The sequence below is a fragment of the uncultured Clostridium sp. genome (assembly GCF_910588715.1).
GTDB lineage: Bacteria > Bacillota > Clostridia > Clostridiales > Clostridiaceae > Clostridium.
Map to the genome: position 1 here is coordinate 38,054 of NZ_CAJURG010000006.1, position 20,182 is coordinate 58,235.

General features: G+C 26.3%; 22 protein-coding genes. 4 read left to right on the top strand and 18 right to left on the bottom strand.

Translation table 11 applies throughout. From position 1 onward, the window contains the following. Window positions 1-118: 118 nt before the first annotated feature. Both feoB and QZ321_RS09340 read left to right on the top strand, forming a co-directional pair. Window positions 119-2,482 (top strand): ferrous iron transport protein B, encoded by a 2,364-nt coding sequence (gene feoB, locus QZ321_RS09335; RefSeq protein WP_294196677.1) that lies wholly within the window; start codon window positions 119-121, stop codon window positions 2,480-2,482. 230 nt (window positions 2,483-2,712) lie between these two features. Then, window positions 2,713-3,534: a nitroreductase family protein gene (locus tag QZ321_RS09340; protein WP_291747845.1), complete on the top strand. Its 822-nt coding sequence runs from the start codon at window positions 2,713-2,715 to the stop codon at window positions 3,532-3,534. A 142-nt stretch (window positions 3,535-3,676) separates the two neighbouring features. On the opposite strand, the gene QZ321_RS09345 is transcribed toward QZ321_RS09340, so the two are convergent. From QZ321_RS09345 to QZ321_RS09395, 11 genes are all read right to left on the bottom strand, one after another. After that, window positions 3,677-4,201, bottom strand: a complete 525-nt coding sequence (locus tag QZ321_RS09345) for a hypothetical protein (protein ID WP_291747842.1) — start codon at window positions 4,199-4,201, stop codon at window positions 3,677-3,679. A gap of 101 nt (window positions 4,202-4,302) precedes the next feature. Then, a complete protein-coding gene (locus QZ321_RS09350) occupies window positions 4,303-4,779 on the bottom strand; it encodes a GNAT family N-acetyltransferase (RefSeq protein ID WP_291747838.1) in 477 nt (158 codons plus the stop codon). A gap of 81 nt (window positions 4,780-4,860) precedes the next feature. Continuing rightward, window positions 4,861-5,385 carry a flavodoxin domain-containing protein gene (locus QZ321_RS09355; protein ID WP_291747835.1) on the bottom strand — a complete coding sequence of 175 codons (525 nt, stop codon included), beginning with the start codon at window positions 5,383-5,385 and terminating at the stop codon, window positions 4,861-4,863. Between the two features lie 210 nt (window positions 5,386-5,595). Continuing rightward, window positions 5,596-5,754, bottom strand: coding sequence for a hypothetical protein (locus QZ321_RS09360; protein WP_291747832.1), 159 nt, complete (start codon window positions 5,752-5,754; stop codon window positions 5,596-5,598). Next, window positions 5,751-6,338, bottom strand: coding sequence for a DUF1700 domain-containing protein (locus QZ321_RS09365; protein ID WP_291747830.1), 588 nt, complete (start codon window positions 6,336-6,338; stop codon window positions 5,751-5,753). The genes QZ321_RS09360 and QZ321_RS09365 overlap by 4 nt, the downstream gene beginning before the upstream one ends. After that, on the bottom strand, window positions 6,331-6,648 hold the full coding sequence (locus QZ321_RS09370) for a PadR family transcriptional regulator (RefSeq protein ID WP_291747827.1): 318 nt from the start codon (window positions 6,646-6,648) through the stop codon (window positions 6,331-6,333). The genes QZ321_RS09365 and QZ321_RS09370 overlap by 8 nt, the downstream gene beginning before the upstream one ends. Window positions 6,649-6,851: 203 nt before the next feature. Next, entirely contained in the window at window positions 6,852-6,986 is a 135-nt protein-coding gene (locus QZ321_RS09375) for a type II toxin-antitoxin system death-on-curing family toxin (protein ID WP_291747824.1), read from the bottom strand. Window positions 6,987-7,043: 57 nt separating this feature from the next. Continuing rightward, a complete protein-coding gene (locus QZ321_RS09380) occupies window positions 7,044-7,238 on the bottom strand; it encodes a hypothetical protein (protein WP_291747821.1) in 195 nt (64 codons plus the stop codon). Then, window positions 7,228-7,401: a DUF2281 domain-containing protein gene (locus QZ321_RS09385; RefSeq protein WP_291747818.1), complete on the bottom strand. Its 174-nt coding sequence runs from the start codon at window positions 7,399-7,401 to the stop codon at window positions 7,228-7,230. The genes QZ321_RS09380 and QZ321_RS09385 overlap by 11 nt, the downstream gene beginning before the upstream one ends. Before the next feature lie 510 nt (window positions 7,402-7,911). Further along, the gene (locus QZ321_RS09390; RefSeq protein ID WP_291747815.1) at window positions 7,912-8,595 is read right to left on the bottom strand and encodes a hypothetical protein; all 684 of its coding nucleotides are present in this window, start codon (window positions 8,593-8,595) and stop codon (window positions 7,912-7,914) included. 105 nt (window positions 8,596-8,700) lie between these two features. After that, the gene (locus QZ321_RS09395) at window positions 8,701-9,873 is read right to left on the bottom strand and encodes a serine/threonine-protein kinase (protein ID WP_291747812.1); all 1,173 of its coding nucleotides are present in this window, start codon (window positions 9,871-9,873) and stop codon (window positions 8,701-8,703) included. Window positions 9,874-10,007: 134 nt separating this feature from the next. On the opposite strand from QZ321_RS09395, the gene QZ321_RS09400 reads away from it, so the two are divergent. Continuing rightward, window positions 10,008-10,451, top strand: coding sequence for a helix-turn-helix transcriptional regulator (locus QZ321_RS09400; protein ID WP_291747809.1), 444 nt, complete (start codon window positions 10,008-10,010; stop codon window positions 10,449-10,451). A 55-nt stretch (window positions 10,452-10,506) separates the two neighbouring features. On the opposite strand, the gene QZ321_RS09405 is transcribed toward QZ321_RS09400, so the two are convergent. From QZ321_RS09405 to QZ321_RS09415, 3 genes are all read right to left on the bottom strand, one after another. Beyond that, entirely contained in the window at window positions 10,507-12,105 is a 1,599-nt protein-coding gene (locus QZ321_RS09405) for a hypothetical protein (protein ID WP_291747806.1), read from the bottom strand. 236 nt (window positions 12,106-12,341) lie between these two features. Beyond that, window positions 12,342-12,485 (bottom strand): hypothetical protein, encoded by a 144-nt coding sequence (locus QZ321_RS09410; protein WP_291747803.1) that lies wholly within the window; start codon window positions 12,483-12,485, stop codon window positions 12,342-12,344. A 62-nt stretch (window positions 12,486-12,547) separates the two neighbouring features. Next, window positions 12,548-12,724, bottom strand: coding sequence for a hypothetical protein (locus QZ321_RS09415; protein WP_291747800.1), 177 nt, complete (start codon window positions 12,722-12,724; stop codon window positions 12,548-12,550). Between the two features lie 161 nt (window positions 12,725-12,885). Here QZ321_RS09415 and QZ321_RS09420 point away from each other — a divergent pair, with 161 nt between their 5' ends. After that, the gene (locus QZ321_RS09420) at window positions 12,886-13,398 is read left to right on the top strand and encodes an ECF transporter S component (protein WP_291747797.1); all 513 of its coding nucleotides are present in this window, start codon (window positions 12,886-12,888) and stop codon (window positions 13,396-13,398) included. A gap of 56 nt (window positions 13,399-13,454) precedes the next feature. On the opposite strand, the gene QZ321_RS09425 is transcribed toward QZ321_RS09420, so the two are convergent. The 4 genes from QZ321_RS09425 to QZ321_RS09440 all read right to left on the bottom strand — a co-directional run bounded on the left by QZ321_RS09425 (window position 13,455) and on the right by QZ321_RS09440 (window position 20,174). Continuing rightward, entirely contained in the window at window positions 13,455-15,023 is a 1,569-nt protein-coding gene (locus QZ321_RS09425; protein WP_291747795.1) for an AbgT family transporter, read from the bottom strand. Window positions 15,024-15,345: 322 nt separating this feature from the next. After that, window positions 15,346-16,503, bottom strand: a complete 1,158-nt coding sequence (gene fliB, locus QZ321_RS09430) for a flagellin lysine-N-methylase (protein WP_291747793.1) — start codon at window positions 16,501-16,503, stop codon at window positions 15,346-15,348. 237 nt (window positions 16,504-16,740) lie between these two features. Next, window positions 16,741-17,367: a hypothetical protein gene (locus QZ321_RS09435; RefSeq protein WP_291740920.1), complete on the bottom strand. Its 627-nt coding sequence runs from the start codon at window positions 17,365-17,367 to the stop codon at window positions 16,741-16,743. Window positions 17,368-17,393: 26 nt separating this feature from the next. Beyond that, window positions 17,394-20,174, bottom strand: coding sequence for a VWA domain-containing protein (locus tag QZ321_RS09440; RefSeq protein ID WP_291747791.1), 2,781 nt, complete (start codon window positions 20,172-20,174; stop codon window positions 17,394-17,396). Window positions 20,175-20,182: the final 8 nt, after the last annotated feature.

Below are 20,182 nucleotides of genomic sequence, written 5' to 3' on the forward strand. Positions count from 1 at the left end.
CTCATTAAGATTATAACAATAAATCATCACTTTAGGTAATTAAATTTTTAGCAAGTTTTTCATAATTTATGAATAAATATTGTAATAATAAAGCAATAAAAAAGGATGGTATATTTAAATGACCTTAGATGAATTAGAAGTTGGAAAAAGTGCAATCATAGTAAATGTAGGTGGCAGTGGTGCATTAAGAAATCACCTTTTAGATATGGGGCTTACCCCAAATACGCAAGTTACCATGATTAAAGTTGCTCCTATGGGTGACCCAATTGAATTATGTGTCCGTGGCTATGAACTTACCATAAGGCTTTCTGATGCTGCAAAAATAGAAATTAAAGATGTTACCGATAAAAAATGTATTAAAAATTATAAAGAAAGAATTACTGATATTCCCCATCCACAAGTAGGAGAAATGGGAATTTACCATGTAAATAAAAAAGGAAATGAATTACCCCTTGATGCTCCTTTAACCTTTGGATTAATAGGTAATCAAAACTCTGGAAAAACCACATTATTTAATCAACTAACTGGTGGTAATCAGCATGTTGGAAACTTTCCTGGTGTAACTGTTGATAGAAAAGATGGAATAATTAAAAACCATCCTAATTCTACAGTTACAGACCTTCCCGGAATTTACTCCCTTTCCCCATATACAAATGAAGAAATAGTAACAAGAGATTTTATTATTAATTCTAAACCTAAAGGAATAATAAATATTGTTGATGCAACTAATATTGAAAGAAATTTATACTTAACCATGCAACTTATAGAAATGGATTTACCCTTAGTTCTTGCATTAAACATGATGGACGAAGTACAAGAAAGTGGTGGAACAATAAAGATTAATTTATTAGAAGAACTTCTTGGTATTCCAGTTGTTCCAATTTCAGCTTCTAAAAATATGGGTATAGATGAACTTATTGAACATGCTATCCATGTTGCTAGATTTGATGAATGTCCCGGAAGGTTAGATTTTTGTGATGAAAATGCCTCTCCTGAACAAGCTGCAATTCATAGATGTATTCATGCAATACTTCATTTAATTGATGACCATGCAACTAATGCAAAAATTCCAGCAAGATTTGCAGCAACAAAATTAGTTGAAGGAGATAACCTTATTTTAGAAAAGCTTAAACTAGATGAAAATGAAAAGCAAATGTTAGAACATATCATAATAGAAATGGAAAAAGAAACTGGTAAGGATAGACAAGCATCCCTTGCTGATATGAGATTTACCTTCATTAGCAATGTCTGCAATAATACCGTTATAAAACCTCGTGAAAGTAAATCCCATATACGAAGTGTAAAAATTGATAACATACTTACTGGAAAATATACTGCTATTCCTTCCTTTATAGCAATTATGGCTCTTGTTTTTTGGTTAACCTTTAGTGTTATTGGTGCTAAATTATCCGATTGGCTATCTTTTGCAATAAATTATTTTACAGATATTTGCGATAAGGGTTTAACTATTTATGGAATTAATCCAATAGTAAAATCTTTAGTGATTGATGGTGTCTTTGGTGGTGTTGGTAGTGTACTTAGCTTTTTACCTATAATTGTAGTTTTATTTTTCTTTTTATCAGTTTTAGAAGATAGCGGATATATGGCAAGAATTGCCTTTGTTATGGATAAAATGCTTAGAAAAATTGGGCTTTCAGGTAGAAGCTTTGTTCCACTTTTAATTGGATTTGGTTGCTCCGTTCCTGCAATAATGTCCACTAGAACACTTTCATCAGAAAGAGATCGTAAAATGACAATGCTACTTATTCCATTTATGAGTTGCTCTGCAAAACTTCCAATTTATGCTTTATTTACTTATGCCTTTTTCCCAAAATATCCAGCATTAGTTATGGTTATTTTATATTTCTCTGGAATTATTGTTGGAATACTATTTTCACTACTTTTAAAAAATAGTGCCTTTAAGGGAAAACCAATACCCTTTGTAATGGAATTACCTAACTATAGATTTCCTAGTCCAAAAAGCGTTTTTCAATTAATTTGGAGCAAAGCTAAAGACTTTATAACAAAAGCATTTACAATAATTTTTGTAGCTGCTATTATCATTTGGTTTTTACATACCTTTGATACAAGACTTAACGTAGTAAATGATTCTAAATATAGTTTACTTGCTATGATAGGTGGTTTAATTGCTCCTTTATTTACACCTTTAGGATTTGGAGATTGGAGAATTTCAACAGCTTTAATTACAGGATTTACAGCAAAAGAAAGTGTAGTTAGTACTCTTACTGTATTATTAGGTGGAGATACTTCCTTGCTTCCTACTTTATTTACTCCTTTTACAGCCTTTGTCTTTTTAATATTTACTTTATTATACACTCCTTGCATTGCTGCTATTGCTTGTATTAAAAGAGAACTTGGTTCAAAAAGAGCTGCTTTTTTCATAGTTTTAATGCAATGTGCCATAGCTTGGGCTGTATCATTTATAATTCATACTGTAGGAATACTATTTGGCTTTGCTTAATAAAATTATAAAAAAATATAAAGGGATATCCTATATGGATACTCCCTTTAATAATTTAAAAATATCGCAAGTATATTAATAAAAGAATTAATTTTCTAAAAAAGAGTTACTCTATTATTATATTGAAATTAATACTTATTTCTTTTACAATAGTTATAAATTTATAATTATTATTAACCTATAAATAAATTTTAAAATTATTTAAAATAAAATACTAAGGAGTGAAGATTTTGTTTAAAGTAAATAGAGAAAAATGTATTGCTTGCATGCAATGTATCAAGGATTGCCCTGCTCGTGTTATTTCATTAAAAGATGGAAAAGCAGAAATTAATAATGAAGGCTGTATTAAATGCGGTCATTGTGTTGCAATATGCCCTGTATATGCTGTTTCAACTGATGATTATAATATGGAAGAAGTAAAACCTTATGATAAAGAAAACTTTACAGTTGAAGCTGAAAATCTTTTAAACTTTATTAAATTTAGAAGAAGTGTAAGACGCTTTAAAAATAAGCCAGTAGAAAAAGAAAAACTTGAGCAAATTATCGAAGCTGGTAGATTTACTCAAACTTCTACTAATAGCCAAGATGTTTCTTATACTGTAGTTACTGACAAATTAGAAGAATTAAAAAGCCTTGCTTACTCTAGCTTAAAGCAAAAAGGAGAATATATCCTTGCAAATTTAACTCCAGAAACAGAATACTTAAAAAGATATGCAAATATGTGGTTACATAGTTACTCACAATTTAAAGAAGACCCAACAAAAAATGATAGACTATTTTTCAATGCTCCAGCAGCAATTTTTGTTACTTCCCCTACTCCAATCAATGGTGGATTAGCTTCCTCTAATATGGAGCTTATGACTGATGCTTTAGGTCTTGGAACATTTTTTAGTGGATTTCTTTTAGTTGCTTCTCAAGATAATAAAGAAATTTTAGATTTACTTGGAATAAAGGATAGTAAACAAATAATTTCTTGCTTAGTAATTGGATATCCTGATGTTAAATATCAAAGAACTGCCCCTAGAAAAAAAGCTGATATAAATTGGATTTAAATTTTTAAGATAATAAATATAAAGTGAGACTATATTAGCCTCACTTTATATTCTTATATTAAAATTACTGTCGTGAGCACCATCCATTTGAGTATGATGATATTGAAATAAAATTAAAAGATAGTATTTTAAAAATTTCTTTTTATATCTTTTTTTCTTGCTCTAATTCAGCCCCATAACGTATAACAGTAGAAAGCAAAATTAAGAAAATACCAAATACAATTCCTCCTGCATCATCAAATCTATTTCCCTCAGAGATGTTTATCATTTCATAAATAATATCAATAATCCAAGTTGAAATTAAAGATATTACAATTGTGATAATTCCAAGTTGCTTTACCTTATCTGCCCCAATATTTGTAAATGGAGTGCCTTCTTTTAGCTCAAGTGTAAAATAGCGGTAAGTAAATGTTGAAAGAATACATAAAAAAAGCAAATAAATAGCTGTGGCAACCAAACTTCCAACAATCTGCTCCTTATTAATTTCAGCTGCTACTTCTACAAAATTCAAAAATTTATTTCCATTATTTAATACATCTGTTGCAACAAGCATAGCCGCAATAGATGTTAAAGCAATACCTACATATTGAAAAATCATTATTATTTTAAATAATATTTGAAATGCTCTCATTCCCTTTTGAATTTTCTCCAAATAATTTGTTTTCATTTTACTACACCCCCAATTTATTCCTATAACATTTTAAACTGAAGCATTACTACATCAAAAATATAAATAACAATTAAAGATTAATAAAAAGGCTTCAAATATTATAAATTACATATCATTATATACTCCTCTTCATTTTCACTAACAACTTTAAAGCCTACATTTTCATACATCTTTACTGCATAATTCTTTTTTTGCACCGATAAAGATGCCCTGTTATAACCCTTTTTCTTTAAAAGCTTTAACATACAATTCATCAAATTAGTTCCTATCCCCATTCCCCTATATTCCTCATATAAAGAAATTGCAAAAGATGGTGTTTCATTATCAATATGACCATAATCATTCATTATTCTAGTCCAACAAGCTCCAACAACCTTGCCATCAACTTCCGCAACTAAACAATTATCATCTTTAAATAATCCAAAATTTTTAATATATATTTGTAATTCTTCATTTTTAATAATTTCTCTTGGTGGTTTTTCCTCTCCCTTTGGAATAAAAATAGCTTCATATAAAAAATCATCAAGCAGTTCATACTCATCTTTTCTAATTTCTCTAATCTTAATATTTTCCATATTAATTCTCCTATCTTTTCAGCAAAACTATACTTTATACAAACTCTATTTTTCATTATCTTAATAACAATATTATTGTTTTTATTTGATAAACTCTAACAATGGTTTTAAATATTCCTTATTAGTCCAATCACACTTTTTGCCACTTGAAATTAATAACTCCTTCATCCAAGGCTCATAAGTGCCAGAATCCTTCTTAGAAATTACCATTTTCAAAAGTTTGCATAAGCTTCTATCCTTTATAGACATCTTTTCTTCATCCCAAGCACCACGCCCATAAAATATAGGAACTTCCTTCAAATCATCTTTTAAATTATAATTCTTAATCTGCTCAAAAGCTTTTTCTTCATAAGGAGAAGCTCCAACACATAATATTGCTAATTTTTTATTACTCAATTTAGAAATATTCTTTCTAAAAAATGATAAACCTGCTATCCCAGAAGCATAAATTCCTCCACATAAAATAATCCTATCATATTGCTGTAAATCTTTAACATTAGCATATTTTATTTCTATACAATCAAATTTCGTTTCTTCAACAAGCCAACTTGCATATCTTTTTGTAGCACCATATTTTGATTTATATAATATAATTCCCCTTTTCATAACTTTCCCCCTCAAGCTATCTATTATCCATATTTTACCATACAAAATTGTTAATATAAACTTAATACTTATAAAACTTATATTTACTCTTAAATAATCTATTATCCTATTAAAAACTTAATACCATAAAAATAAAAAACTCTTACTGTAATTTAAATACAAGTAAGAGCTTTTAACATCATAATCTATTAAATTAAAAAACTTTTTTTATTAATCAATACTTATTACTTTATACCACTTTTGTGTATCACTAGATTTAAAAATATCTAAGTTAAATTCACCTACACCAAAGCCAACTATAGAAATTATAAATCCTATTACAATTAAGGCAATGCTCATCTTTATAATATTTTCTTTTTTATTTATCATACTATAACTACCTTCTTCTTAAATGATTTTACTATCTTAAATATTAATTTACTTGTAATACTCATAATCTTTTTAGATACATATAAAGTTATAATTCCTAATAAAATAGAAGCACCTATTAAAGAAATACAAAATCCTAATTGTACAATACCTAAAGCTAATCCATCAAACATAAGAAATGGAGATGCAATTATTCCAAACAATCCAGCTCCAAAAAAACTAACAGACATAACCCCTGTTGTAAAAGGAACACACAAAATAACAATGTATATAGATAAAATAATTAAAGCTACTGCTAATAATAAACTCCCCCATAATGGAAATCCTAATATAAGCAACGCTATGTTTAATATTTTACTATTAAATGTAGGAATCTTAATATTGCGTGAATCTGTCTCTTCTAATATGCTATTTGCTATACTTTCAGGGCTTCCAATCTTATTAATAACCTCTTCTTCTGTAAATCCATTTTCAATATAATCCTCAAAAATTTCTTCATAATAAGATATAAATTTATTACGTTCATCTTCATTGATTGATTTCAATAATATGTTTAAATTTTCAATAAAAGTTAATTTACTCATTCAAATCCTCTCCTTTTATAAAATAATAAATATTCATAACCTCTTTCCAATCATCTAAAAATTCTTTTATCCGTTCTTCTCCCTTAGATGTAATCTTATAATACTTTCTAAGCCTACCATTATGCTCCACAGAATAAGTTTCAACATAAGAATTAGCTTCTAATCTTTTTAATATTGGATATAATGTAGATTCCGATATTTCTATACATCTTGAAATATCCTTAATTATTTGATAGCCATATGAATCTGCCCTCTGTAATGTAGATAATACACAAAATTCTAATAATCCTTTTTTTAATTGTATATCCATATTACACCTCCTTATACATAATACCATATAATACATAGTATTATGCGTCAAGAGTTACATACAAAATTATGAAATTAAAATATTTTATGGTATTAATTATATCCAGTTTATTAATTTTCAAAATAAAATAATGTTTAAACAAAAAATGAAGGCTAATCTCGCCTCCATTTTATACTTATTTATTAAATTAATATTTTAATAATTTAAATTTTATTATTCATTATGAATGATTTTATATCATCTTTTCCTAAATTTCCACTAGCAACTCCAAGACCTAGATTAATTAAATCTTTTTGAGAAGGCTTAATTGTAATATTATTTTTGTGACATAAAGTCAATAAAATTATACAACCTACACGTTTATTGCCATCATTAAATCCATGATTTTTTATAAATTAATATGAAATCATAGCTATTTTATCTTCAATTTTGGGGTATAAATCTTGCCCATCAAATGTTGCTAGTCCAGAATTTAATGAACTTTCTATTAAGGAAATATTTTTTATTCCCTTTGTACCACCATGTTTTTTTATAGTTAAATCGTTTATATAAATAACATCTTCTATGGTTATATTTTCATTATTTAGCAAGCTCCTTTAAAGCTTCATCATATTCCTCTACTATTGAATCAATTAATAATTTATTTTCATTTAGTTCCTTAGTTTTTAAATATTCAGTAAAATCAATAATTTCACATAACTTTTCATCTGAAATATTTTCAACAACTTTTAATAATTTTTGAGCCAAAGTCATTTTAAACACCTCCAAAATACATTATATTTTATTATAACTTAATTATTGATAATTTTAAATTATAATATATTAAATTTTATTAAAAATACACTTACTATAAAAGATATTAAAGCCATTATCTTTGTGCGTGATTTAAAATCTAATTTTTTAATAATAATCCCCCCAATCTATAGTATAAGATTCACTTAGCTAAAGCTAATTACTATTATTATAATTCATATAATAAGTTAAATGCTAATCCAGTCTCCATTTTATACTTAATTGCTAAATTGACCTTTATTAATCAGCTTTATGTTTTCTATAACTGCCAATACATCATCTACTTTATAAATAGGTAAATCACTTATACGTTGTGCATCTTTTTTCAATAGCAATAAATCAAACTCTGTTTGCTCCCTAAGAATATATTAATTACTTAATTATATAAAAAGAAAAAATCTCATATTTTTTATGAGATTTTTTCTTATAAATTCTTATTTTTATTTACTTCTAACTTTAATTTCTAACAATTTAATTTATTCTAATCTCTGCTCCAGATAGCTTTAAGTATTGTCCATCTTGTATAGTTATATAAGAATCTTCCATTATATTATCGTTAGTAATAATAGAATTCAATACACCCCTACTATCACTAGAAACTTCTATATAGCCCATACCCATATTTGAATTAACAGTTACCTTATATTCCCCAGAAGGTATGTCCTTTCCTACAATATAAGTTCCATCTTTATAAACTCCATTCTTAGGAGTTAATGATGGAGCTTCTGAAACTGCATAAGCTTCTCCACCTCTTAATTTTAAATACTCACCTTCATTAACTGTAATATATGTATGACCAGTTACATTATCATTAGATATAATACTATTCAAACTTCCTGTCGAATCAGATGATACTTCTAAATAACCCATTCCTGTTGTTGCAAAAAATACATATTCTCCAGCTGGTAAATCCGTCCCAATTTTATATGTTCCAGCTTTAATTTTAGTAGGCTTTTTTTCATTAACATCCTTATTTTCACTAGCATCCTTATTTTCATCATTGTTAATACTTTCACTAGATGAAATATCATTAGAATTATTTGCTACGTTGTTTACCTCTTCTCCACTATCAGTTGAAATAAATATAACAATAATAATAGCTATAACCCATATCCACCATTTTTTCCATATTGGTTTTTTAACTTTTTTATCCATTAGTTTCCCCCCAAAAATAATAATATTATAACTCAACTCAAATAAACTCAACGGAATTATTCTATTATAATAAAGAACCTTAGTGGTATGCTAATGGCATACAATTTATATAATATTAAATATGTCTAATATAACTCCATATATGGCAAATAATAAAATATTATATAATATTAATCCACCTATCTTATTATAAATTTTAGAACTTCTAGTTATAGGTAATACACCTATTATCCCTTTAAAATTGCAGTTTAATAAAGTCATCAGCATAAGTAAACTTACAAAAAATATATCCTCTAATATTAATTTAATATTGCCTTTTTCAAAGTTAGCTGTAAGTCCAAAAATCAAAAAAGAATACCACAAAGTAGCAATAATAATGCTTATAATATTTTTCTTTCTATATCCCGGTATTTCACCTATTATAGAAAAAAACTTATTTTTCTTATATTTAATCTTTGTCCCTTTCTTATCATTTAAAGTTTTTGTCCCTTTTTTCTCTATTCCATTGTCCTTTTTTAAATTTAACTTTATATTTTCATTTTTCTCTTTTTCACTTAATATTTTACTTAAATCCATTTGCAATTCCTTAACAAATGAATACCTGCTATCTGGAGAAAGGCTAGTACATTTTTCAATTATATCCTTTAACTTACCTTCATTTAATTTTTCCTTTATATGCTTACCAGTAGTCAATACATTAATTAATACACCAACTGAATAAATATCACTTCTACAATCTGTTTGTTCAAATCCAAATTGCTCTGGAGAAGCATACCCCTTGGTCCCTAATATATGTGTGTCCATATTGCTCTCTTCCTTATATACCCTAGATACATCAAAATCTATAAGCTTCAACACTCCACTATTATCTATAATTATATTTGAAGGCTTTATATCCCTATGTATTACTGGTGGAGTTTGATTATGAAGTATATCTAAAATTGAACATAAATTTATAATATACCCTATGGCAATATCTTCATCTAATGAACCATTATCATCTAAAATTCTTTGAAGTGTTTTTCCATTTATAAATTCTTCAATTACTATTAATGAATCATCACATTTAAACATTTCATATATTTTAGCCATATAAATATTTTCTATTTTAATTATTTGATTATATACATCAAGATTATAATTTTTTAGCTCCTTTTTTATATATATTCCATCATCTAATTGACTTCTAACTAAATAAACACTATTTTTCTTAGAATTACTTAACTCTAATAATTCAATATATCTTGATTCCATTTCATCAAAGCTTATATTATTCATTCCTTTTTTCCCCTTATTTATTTGATTTTTAACAATTTTTATTTTATCATTATTATATATCTCACTCAATAAATCAACAAATCAAATAAACAAGTCAATAAATCAATAAAAATATTAAGGGAGATAATTAAAAAATGAAAAATAACAATACAGACGAGCTTGATAAGATTATTAATAATATTAATTCTGAAAATGACATTGATAAATTTATAAAAAATCAACTTTCTTCAGTGTCTACTTTAAAATTTCATGAATATATAGATGATATAAGAATTTCTAAAAAAATTAAAAAAAGCACTCTTGTTGCTGATTCTGAAATTAACAGAACTTACTGTTATCAAATTTTAAATGGAACAAAAAACCCTAGTCGTGATAATGTAATTAAAATAGCCTTAGCTTGTAATTTATCTTTAGTACAGGCTAATAAAGCTTTAACTCTTGCTGGATTTAATAAGCTTTATTCAAAAGATGTACGTGATAGCTTAATTATTTATTTTATAAATAATTGCTATTCAGTTGTTAATGCAAATATCATATTAGATAAATACCAATTATCATTACTTGGAAATTGTGAATAATAAAAAAGCTACAGTTAAAGGAGTTTTCTTTTAACTGTAGCTTTAATTTTTTATATTATTTTTTATTTATCCACTCATGAAGTAATCTTTGGAATGATTTAATTAAGCTTTCTGTACTAGTTAAGTCTGCTTCTGCTTTATGAACAGCAATATTACCAGTTTGCCTAATTTCATGTAATAATTTTAATTCTTTTTCATCAGCAAGTCCATTTTCTTTTATAATATTTAACCTTTCAAATGTACTTAAATTTAAATATTTATAAGGTAATATATCTGATTGCATCAATATCTCCTCTACCAATATTCCACTAGCACGTCTTAAATGTGACAATGCTCCTATATAATCTTCTATAAGCATACTCTTTTTACTTCTTTCAATATCCAAGAATATATTTTTAATATTTTCACTGTAAACTATATTCATACTAGTTATAGCAACTTCATTATTATCTTTTATATACTTATCAACAAATTCGAAGTAATCCCCTTTTATATTATATCCTTCTCTATTATATCCATTAGAATCATAACCTTGTCTATTGTACCCTTGAAGGTCTATTCCATCTAAATTAAATCCCTCTCTATCATAGCCATTTTTGTTATAACCTTTTTTATCATAACCATCTTTATCATAACCATATGTATTAAAACCATATCTGTCATACCCTTCTTTATTATAACCCTCTTTATTATATCCTCCTCGATTATAACCCTCTTTATTAAATCCTAGAGCATTAAATCCATCAGCACCATATCCATCTTCATTGAAATATGTACCATTTTGATTTCTACCTTCTTTGTTAAATCCATTTATATCATAACCATCTTTGTTGTAGCCCTCTTTATCATATCCATATTTATCATAGCTCTTTCTATAATATCCATTTTTATTATATCCATTTTTATTATATCCATTTCTATCATATCCCCACCTATCATATCCATCTCTATTATATCTATTTCTGTCATATCCCCACCTATCGTATCCTTCTTTATTATATCCCTCTTTATCAAACCCATCTATGCTATATGCTTTTCTATTATATCCCCACCTATCATATCCTTCTTTATTATATCCATCTTTATCATACCCATTATTATCATACCTTGTTCCATTTTTATGAATACCATTTACGCTAAATCCTTTTTTATCATAGCCATCTTCATCATACCCATTATTATCATACCTGGTTCCATTTTTATGAATACCATTTAAATTAAATCCATTTTTATTATATCCGTTTATATCATAGCCATCTTTATCATACCCATTATCATCATATCTTGTTCCATTTTTATGCATACCATTTAAACTAAATCCATTGTTATCATATTTTGTTGCATTCTTATGCATACCATTTAAATTAAATCCTTTTATATCATAACCATTTCTATCATACCCATTTTCATCATACCTTGTTCCATTTTTATGAATACCATTTAATTTAAATCCTTTTTTATCATATCCTTCTTTATCATACCCATTATTATCATACCTGGTTCCATTTCTATGAATACCATTTAATTTAAATCCTTTTTTATCATATCCTTCTTTGTCATAGCCATTTTCATCATACTTTGTTCCATTCCTATGTATACCATTAGCGTCAAATCCTCTTTCATCATATTTTTTAAATATATTAAATATACTCATTTTTAATCCCCTTCCCAAATAATATTAAAAGTATAAAAATACATAATTTAACTTATTATAAATTATATCCAAATGTACATATTAACTCAATATCATTAATAAAACAAAAAATCCAACTTACGTAAAAAACCCCACTTATTTATGATACAATTACTTATATCAATTAATAAATGAGGTTTTTATTATTAAAATAATAAATTAATTATTTCTTATTTAACATAATTTTATCTTCTTTTTTAATCTAATCCAGTATTGCTTCCCGGAATATTTTCATCAATTCCTTCTAACTTTTCATGTACAATTTCATCTACATCAATTAATCTTTGTTGCATTTCTAAAGCTTTATAAAACTTTTCTTTATTTTTATTATCTTTTTTCAAATCGGCGATACCCCCTAAAATATTTTAATAATAGTATCTCCAAACTTTAAAAATAATATTTATTAATTTTGCTCCTTTAAATATTCCTCATAAAAGTTAGTTAAAATATCATACTCCTCTTGAGATAAAAACTTACTATTATACTTTTCATCTAAATCCTTTTGTGTAAATCCAAGGAATCTTACCTTATTTTTATAAAGTTCAATTAATCCTAATCTTACGTTATTATTTTCACTCATTTTCATTTCTCCTTTAAACTTTAATTTAATTTTCTTCATTATATACTACTTATATATTTTATTACAACAACTTTTCTTATCTTATTTGTACCCATACATTCGCATTTCTTTTGTAATTAGCTTATCATTTAAACATAGAGTTTTTTTGGAGGAAACTAATTATGAAAAAACAAATTCGTACTAAAGATTTAACTAAAATTGCAATTATGGCTGCCTTAGTTTGTGTAGCAACATTTTTAATTAAAATTCCATCATTAAATGGATATACCCATATAGGTGATTCCATGGTTATTATCTCTGCTTTAATTTTAGGAAAGAAAAAAGGTGCTTTAGCTGCCGGTCTTGGAGCTTCCCTTTGTGATTTATTAAGTGGATATATGCAATATATAATTCCTACATTTTTAATTAAATCTATTATGGTATTAATAATTGCAACAATTTTAGAAACTTTAATTAATAAAACTAAATTTGCATTTATTATTTCTTCTATTATAGGTTGTGTGTTTCAAATTTTTGCTTATTCCTTAGTTGAAACTATGCTTTATGGTTTTCCTGCTGCTTTAGCTTCTATTCCAGCTAATATTATTCAATCAATAGTTGGAATAGTTTTAGCAACTATTTTAGCTTCTGTACTTGAAAAATCAAATGTATTAAAAAAATTAAAAAATGCGTAATATAATAAAAAAAATTCCCTAATAGAATTTCTATTAAGGAATTTTTATTTTAAATTTTAGAATCCAAATGGTATTTTAAATGCGAAGAATCCTAATAAAAGAATTGTCCAACCAATTATGAAGCTTACTGAGTAAGGCATCATTAATCTTATCATATCACCAATTGTATATTCTGGTTTATATTTTCTCATAAATACTAATATAATACCTGCATAAGACATTAATGGAGTTATTATATTAGTTGATGAATCAGCAACTCTATAAGCTGCAGCAACAACTTCTGGTGTCATATTTGAATTTACTTGATATAACATTGGTAAGAATATTGGACCAAGTAACATCCACTTTGAAGTTAATCCACCAACAAAAAGGTTGATTATAGCTGTTATTAATATAAATCCTATTATTAAAAGTATTGGATACTCTGATAAATTCATAGCTTTTAATAAGTTACCACCTAAGTAAGTGATGTAAGTTCCAAGTCCACTTTTAGATAATAATGCAAGGAAGTTGTATGAGAAGAATGTTAAAACAAGTACTGCTCCCATAGAACCCATTTGTTTAGACATACCCTTTACTACATCATTAGCATTTTTAAATTTTCCAACCTTTACACCATAAAATACTCCAGGTACAAAGAATAAGAATGTTATTATTAATATTATATTATCCATAAATGGAGTTACTTTTGAACCTGTTTCTGCATCTATAAATGTTTTTAATGGTCCAAAGTATAAACCTACTGCACAAACAGCTGCAATTAAAAATCCTATTCCAGCAAATTTAAGTGCCTTATTTTCAACTGGCTTAACTGTGAAATCATCTAAGTTCATATCTTCTGGAATTATAAAGCTTTCTTTTTCAAGTCTTGGCTTTATTATTTTCATAGTTACAAAAGCACCTATAGCAGCTAATAAAAATGTAGAAGTAACAACAAAGTAGTAATGCATAGTAGCTGGATTAAGAGCTTGTCCTAAAGAATTAGTAAAAGGAATTCCTTGCCCTTCTGCAAATATCTTTGCATTGTTACCAACTATAATATCAACTGGTGTAGCTGGTAATAAGTTTGCACTAAACCCTGCTGAAACCCCAGCAAATGCAGCAGCCATACCAATAAGAGGATTTTTCTTTAATCCTGCATATAAAAGACCTGCTAAAGGTATTAATATTACATATCCTGCATCTGTAGCTATACTACTCATTATTCCTAAAAATACTAAAACTATTGGAAGCATTTTATCTGAAACCTTTAATCCTACCTTTTTAATTAATGTAGATAAAAGTCCTGATTCTTCTGCAAGTCCAACTCCTAGCATAACAACAAGAATTGTACCTAGTACTCCTCCCCCATAAGCTAACCAGTTATTAAGTAATGCATTTGAAAATATCCATTGAATATTTTCTGCATCAAACATATTTAAAATAGTATGTGTTGTATAAGAGCCATCTCCATTCATAACCTCAAATGTTTTTCCTCCAAGGAAAAAAGTTGCAGCTAAAACAACCACATAAAATATAGCAAATATAATTACTGGGTCTGGTATTTTTTTACCTATCCTCTCTATTAACGATACTTTTTTCTTTTCCTGTAAATCAATTACAGAACTCTCTTTTCTCTGTTCCATTTTATCCCCCCAAGTTATATTTTTTAAAATCTTTAGTTAATTTACTATTATTTTACTATAGTATTATTAATTTATCAAGACACTTCAACATAATATTATAACTATACAAATGAAACCGTTTTATTTTTAATATATTAATAATAAACTGTAAATTTTGAAGGATTTATCTTTCAGTTTGTCAATTTTCTTTCAATTAAGTAGTGAGTAATTTTTCCCATTTTAACTATATATTTAGTAATTTAATCTATTTTTTTAATCAAATCTTACAAAATTATATATAAAATTTAAAAAAACTGGAGATTAAAAAATCACCAGTTCTTTCTTAATTCATTAAAGTTATTAACATTTCTTTTACAGCAAAAGCTTCATTAGTTTCAAATATTTCTGCTAAAGTTTCAATATTTTCTTCTAAATGCTCTATATCTTTTGAATAAGTATGAGCTATATCTATCATATCTTCCTCTGTAAAACCACACTCTTCAGTAAATCTTACTAAAGCTAATTCCCTTATCATTAAATAACTTACTATTGCAGTTTTAACCTTTGCAGATACATCATAATCAAAAACAGCTTTCATAAAATATCTAAAAATAAAGTAAACTAAAATATGTTCAAATTTATATATTGAATCTTCATAATATTTATCAAAAGCCTTACTTTTAGCTAAATATATTTCTCTATCATCTTCACTTTGCCAAAAATATCTTAATGCATTATCTAAACCTAACGGATCATTAGGGTTTATATGCTTTAATTCCTTAAACACATTAAAATATTCATTAATTATGTTATATCTATCCTTTTCCTTATTTTTATATTTTTCAAAACTACCTAATAATTCTTTTATAAAATCCTTATTGGAATATTTTTCTCTTATAGCTTTAATATCACTAATTTCATTTTCATCTATTTTATCTTGAATTTCTTTAGTAAAAGCAAGAACTACTGAAGCTCTACTGTTTAATTTCATACTTCTATCTTGAATAATATCAATTACTATGTCTCTACACTTTATAAGCTCCATATAAAGCCTTGCATTAATATCATTATATGTACTAACTTCCTCATCATTTTCACTTAATTCAAAATTTACCTTTTTAGAATCCTTTAATATTATCCTTGCTGCTTCTTCACAAGATAAAGAAATTCCCATTTCACGCAAACTTCCAAACTCCTCTAAGTATCTTGGATATTGTCTGCATGTATAGCATAACCCCTCTTCACCAAGCTCCTTATATATATCACATAATTTACTTTCATTTAAGAATGGACAATCATTTCCACTTAATACAAATATATTTTCTCCCGCTTCATGAACTATTTCACTTTTTAATCTATCTCCAAATGCTCCATTTACCTTTTTATACTTATCAAAGGTTTCATCATCAATTACTATTCCCCATCCTGCACAACAAGTATCTTTGCATTGTGATGCTATACATTTAAATTCCTTAAAATATTCTGGTACTCGTATTTTCATTGTTTACCTCACAACTTATTTAAATTTATTTCAAATTAATTTTAATATTTATTAATCCTACTATCAACCTTAATCAAAACAAAGTTTTCATTATAATATATAAATCATCAAAAATATTCTTTTAAAGTATACTTTTAACAAACTACTATTTTTATTTTCTATACAACAAAAAGAAGCTATATAACTTAAATTTTTATCTTTAAATTATATAGCTTCTTAAATTATAAGTTTATATATTTATCTTCTGCACTTATTAAATTCAACATAAATATTTGCTAAAGTCCTATTAATAAAATCATTTGTAACATAGGAGTTATCAGAAAATAGTAATCCATAATCAGTATTAAATCTACTAAGCATAAGAATAATATAAAAATTAGTAACACTTATATCTATCATACCCGTAAAAAGAGAAATTACTGCATTAGAATTTGAAATTACATATGTCAAAGATGGAACAAAAGAACTATCTAAATCATAATTATTTCCCATAATTTTTTTAATAAACTCATCTGCATTTTCATCATCATGGATTTTTACATTGCTATCAAATTTGATATTTCCCTTTTCTACCTCATTAATATATAATCCTATGATAAAGCAATATAAATCTATTTGTAAATTTGCATTTGAATTTACATTAAAAGTTGCTGGGTTTATAGGATTATAACTTTGATTATTAAATCTTGAATAATTATAGCTTAAAAAATAATATAATCTATTAAGATTTGTATATATAATTTCATCACCATTTACTAAAGGATTATGCGCTCCTAAAAATTCAACACATGGAGGAAGTTTAAAACCTTCTAATGGATTACAATTACAGTTATTTTGGCATTTCTTCTTTCTTTTTTTCTTCATTTAAATTCCCTTTATAAAAATTATTTTTAAGAGATACCATTTCTGTCATTTTTCTTTTTAAGAAGTGAATTAGTATCAAGAGTTTGAGATTTAGAAGTTTCCTTAGCCTTCTTTTTCACCTTAAGTTTTCTATCCTTTTTCTTAAGCTCATCTTTTTTACTATCTAACTCTTCTAAATTATTTACTTCCCTTTCTAATGCTATTTCTTCTTTTATAAAAGTATTTTTAGTAGCTTTATCTTTATTATTTCTAATATTAATATATTTAGAAAAATCTAAATTTAATCTTCTATAAACTATATCAAATAAGAATAATATTAATGCTAATATTAAAAGTGAATTAGTTAAGTTAATTTTCTTATATTCTTTTTTAAGTTTTCCTTCAAAAACTTCTTCTACACTTTTTATAAAACTTCCATTAGTTTCACTTACAAGAGAATCTAACTTAATTGAATTAGTATTAAACTTATATTCATCAGAATATTTAAGAGAAAAAGCCCCCTTATAATTGCTAGTTATATTTTCTCCTTCTTGCTCCCTTATACTAAAATTATAAAATCCTAAATTATTTAATGGAACATTTGCTTCAAATTTCCCCGGTTCACTTTGAGTTAATGTAAACTCACCTTGAGTTCCATCTTCTCCATTGTAAATTCCTGTTACTTTAGCACTTGAACTAACATTATCATTATAATACTCAACCTTAGCTTCATTTCCATTTTGAGTTATAGATAATTTCCCCTCTTCACCATAAGATGGTATTGCATAATAAACCATGTTTTTAATTAATTGAGGTCCATATTCCCACGTTAAATAATTCTTACTAAAGCTTCCATCAATATCACTAGTAAAACTTACAGTTTTCCCTATTCCATATTGTCTTACTGCAAGAATTGGCTCATCTTTACTAGAACTTAATATTTCAATTGCATCCTCTTTTAAAGATGTTCCTATATATCCAAGCAATGATGGAATTCCACCTTCTGTATTAACTCCTGCTAATATTTCATGGTTACTTACTATGCTTGGAGTAAATTCCTCATTTATTATATAAGTTCCAACAGACATTAAAACTTCTTTTGCAAATATCCTTGGTATATCAGTATAAATATCTGTATAATAGCTTCTACCATTTCCAGCCTTAGCTAAATCACTTAAAAGATTTGAATTTGAATCATTTCCTACTGCAACTGTTGATAATGTTATATTTTTGTTATTAAACTGTCTTAAAAGACCTTCGTAAGTTGAATAAGGAATTGAATCTTGCCCATCAGTTAAAAGTATAGTGTGCTTTATTTTTGCATCACTTTCTAATTGAAGATTATAGCCTTTTTCAAGAGCTGGATATATCGATGTTCCACCTCTTATTTGTATTCCTGATATAAGTTCCTTTATATAGTCCTTATCTGTAACCTTTTGAGTTTTAACTACAACATCAAATGTATCATCAAAAGCTATTACAGATATATAATCTATTTCTCTTAAATTATCTACAGCCTTCATTGCAGCTTCCTTTGCAAGAGTTAATTTACTAACTCCTCCACCTTCTAAGCCCATGCTTCCAGACTTATCTATAATTAAATTAATACTTATAGAAGGAACTTCATTTTTACCCTTCTTATCCATGTTTACAGGAAGTATAGTTTCTAAAGCTGTATCTTTATATCCACCAAGAGCATAAGAATCCTCTCCACCAAAGGTAACAACTCCACCACCATAATCTTTAACATAGCTTTCTATATTATCCATAAATCCATTAGTTAAATCATCTTTATAAACATTATTTAAAACTACTGCCTTATATTCTAAAAGTTCATTTAATGTGCTTGGTGAAGAATTTGGTGAAATAGTTTTAATATTAGCACCACCATTTTTTAATATTTCTTCTAAAGCTTTTGAATCACCCTTTACTCCATTTATTATTAAAATATTAGGCTTATCAACTACATTAGTATAGGCACTATATTCATTATTTATCTTATTAGTATCACCTTCTGCCTCTATTGTAACTCTATAATTCTTAAAACCACCACTATTTTGTACATCTCTAAATACAAAAGAATTACTTCCCTTTTTTACTTCTACTGTTTGCTCTCCAACCTTTTCTCTTCCACTAAATAAAGTAAGTTTAGCTGAAGTATTATAATTAGCTTCTACATCTATTTTTACAGAAAACTCTTCTCCAATAGAAATATTATCTGGAATAGTTATATTATCTATATAAATTTCATCTCCACTTTTTTCTGTAACCTTATATACTTTTAAATCTATATTTTCAGCATTAATTAATGGAACAGATTTTAATATATCACCTTTATTTTCTTCCCCATCAGTTATAAGAACTATTCTTTTAGATGTTCCATCTTCAAATAAAGTTATTGCAGTTTCAACAGCACTTTGAATATTTGTTGCCGTAGAAACTGGACTTGAATTTAAAGGCTTATAAAAGCTTTTATTATCTATAATTTTATCTACCTTTGCATTATCACCAAATAATACTACTCCGGCTTTATTTCCCTTAGGCATTATTTCTAAAGCACTATTTATAAAATCTTCTCCACTACCTTTAAAAGAGCTAATACTTTCTGATACATCTAATAAAAATACTGTTGAAATATTTTTACCCCTAATGCTTATTGTTATATTTGCAAAGGATAAAACTAATAAAGTAAAAATAATTATCCTACTTATTAATATTAATATGTCATTTTTATTACCTATTTTAAACTTTTTAATACTATAGTAAATAAAGAAGATAAGTATTGGAATTAATATTATAAAGTATAAGTTTCCTATATTTAATTTCATTTAATTAT

Coding starts and splice junctions, on each gene's coding strand:
- QZ321_RS09385 (WP_291747818.1), bottom strand. CDS start 7,401: ATGACTTTGGCTCAAAAATTATTAAAAGTTGTTGAAAATATTTCAGAT.
- QZ321_RS09350 (WP_291747838.1), bottom strand. CDS start 4,779: ATGGAAAATATTAAGATTAGAGAAATTAGAAAAGATGAGTATGAACTG.
- QZ321_RS09360 (WP_291747832.1), bottom strand. CDS start 5,754: ATGATAAATAAAAAAGAAAATATTATAAAGATGAGCATTGCCTTAATT.
- QZ321_RS09440 (WP_291747791.1), bottom strand. CDS start 20,174: ATGAAATTAAATATAGGAAACTTATACTTTATAATATTAATTCCAATA.
- QZ321_RS09425 (WP_291747795.1), bottom strand. CDS start 15,023: ATGGAACAGAGAAAAGAGAGTTCTGTAATTGATTTACAGGAAAAGAAA.
- QZ321_RS09390 (WP_291747815.1), bottom strand. CDS start 8,595: ATGGATAAAAAAGTTAAAAAACCAATATGGAAAAAATGGTGGATATGG.
- QZ321_RS09395 (WP_291747812.1), bottom strand. CDS start 9,873: ATGAATAATATAAGCTTTGATGAAATGGAATCAAGATATATTGAATTA.
- QZ321_RS09345 (WP_291747842.1), bottom strand. CDS start 4,201: ATGAAAACAAATTATTTGGAGAAAATTCAAAAGGGAATGAGAGCATTT.
- QZ321_RS09420 (WP_291747797.1), top strand. CDS start 12,886: ATGAAAAAACAAATTCGTACTAAAGATTTAACTAAAATTGCAATTATG.
- QZ321_RS09355 (WP_291747835.1), bottom strand. CDS start 5,385: ATGAAAAGGGGAATTATATTATATAAATCAAAATATGGTGCTACAAAA.
- QZ321_RS09400 (WP_291747809.1), top strand. CDS start 10,008: ATGAAAAATAACAATACAGACGAGCTTGATAAGATTATTAATAATATT.
- QZ321_RS09435 (WP_291740920.1), bottom strand. CDS start 17,367: ATGAAGAAAAAAAGAAAGAAGAAATGCCAAAATAACTGTAATTGTAAT.
- QZ321_RS09415 (WP_291747800.1), bottom strand. CDS start 12,724: ATGAGTGAAAATAATAACGTAAGATTAGGATTAATTGAACTTTATAAA.
- QZ321_RS09365 (WP_291747830.1), bottom strand. CDS start 6,338: ATGAGTAAATTAACTTTTATTGAAAATTTAAACATATTATTGAAATCA.
- fliB (WP_291747793.1), bottom strand. CDS start 16,503: ATGAAAATACGAGTACCAGAATATTTTAAGGAATTTAAATGTATAGCA.
- feoB (WP_294196677.1), top strand. CDS start 119: ATGACCTTAGATGAATTAGAAGTTGGAAAAAGTGCAATCATAGTAAAT.
- QZ321_RS09405 (WP_291747806.1), bottom strand. CDS start 12,105: ATGAGTATATTTAATATATTTAAAAAATATGATGAAAGAGGATTTGAC.
- QZ321_RS09370 (WP_291747827.1), bottom strand. CDS start 6,648: ATGGATATACAATTAAAAAAAGGATTATTAGAATTTTGTGTATTATCT.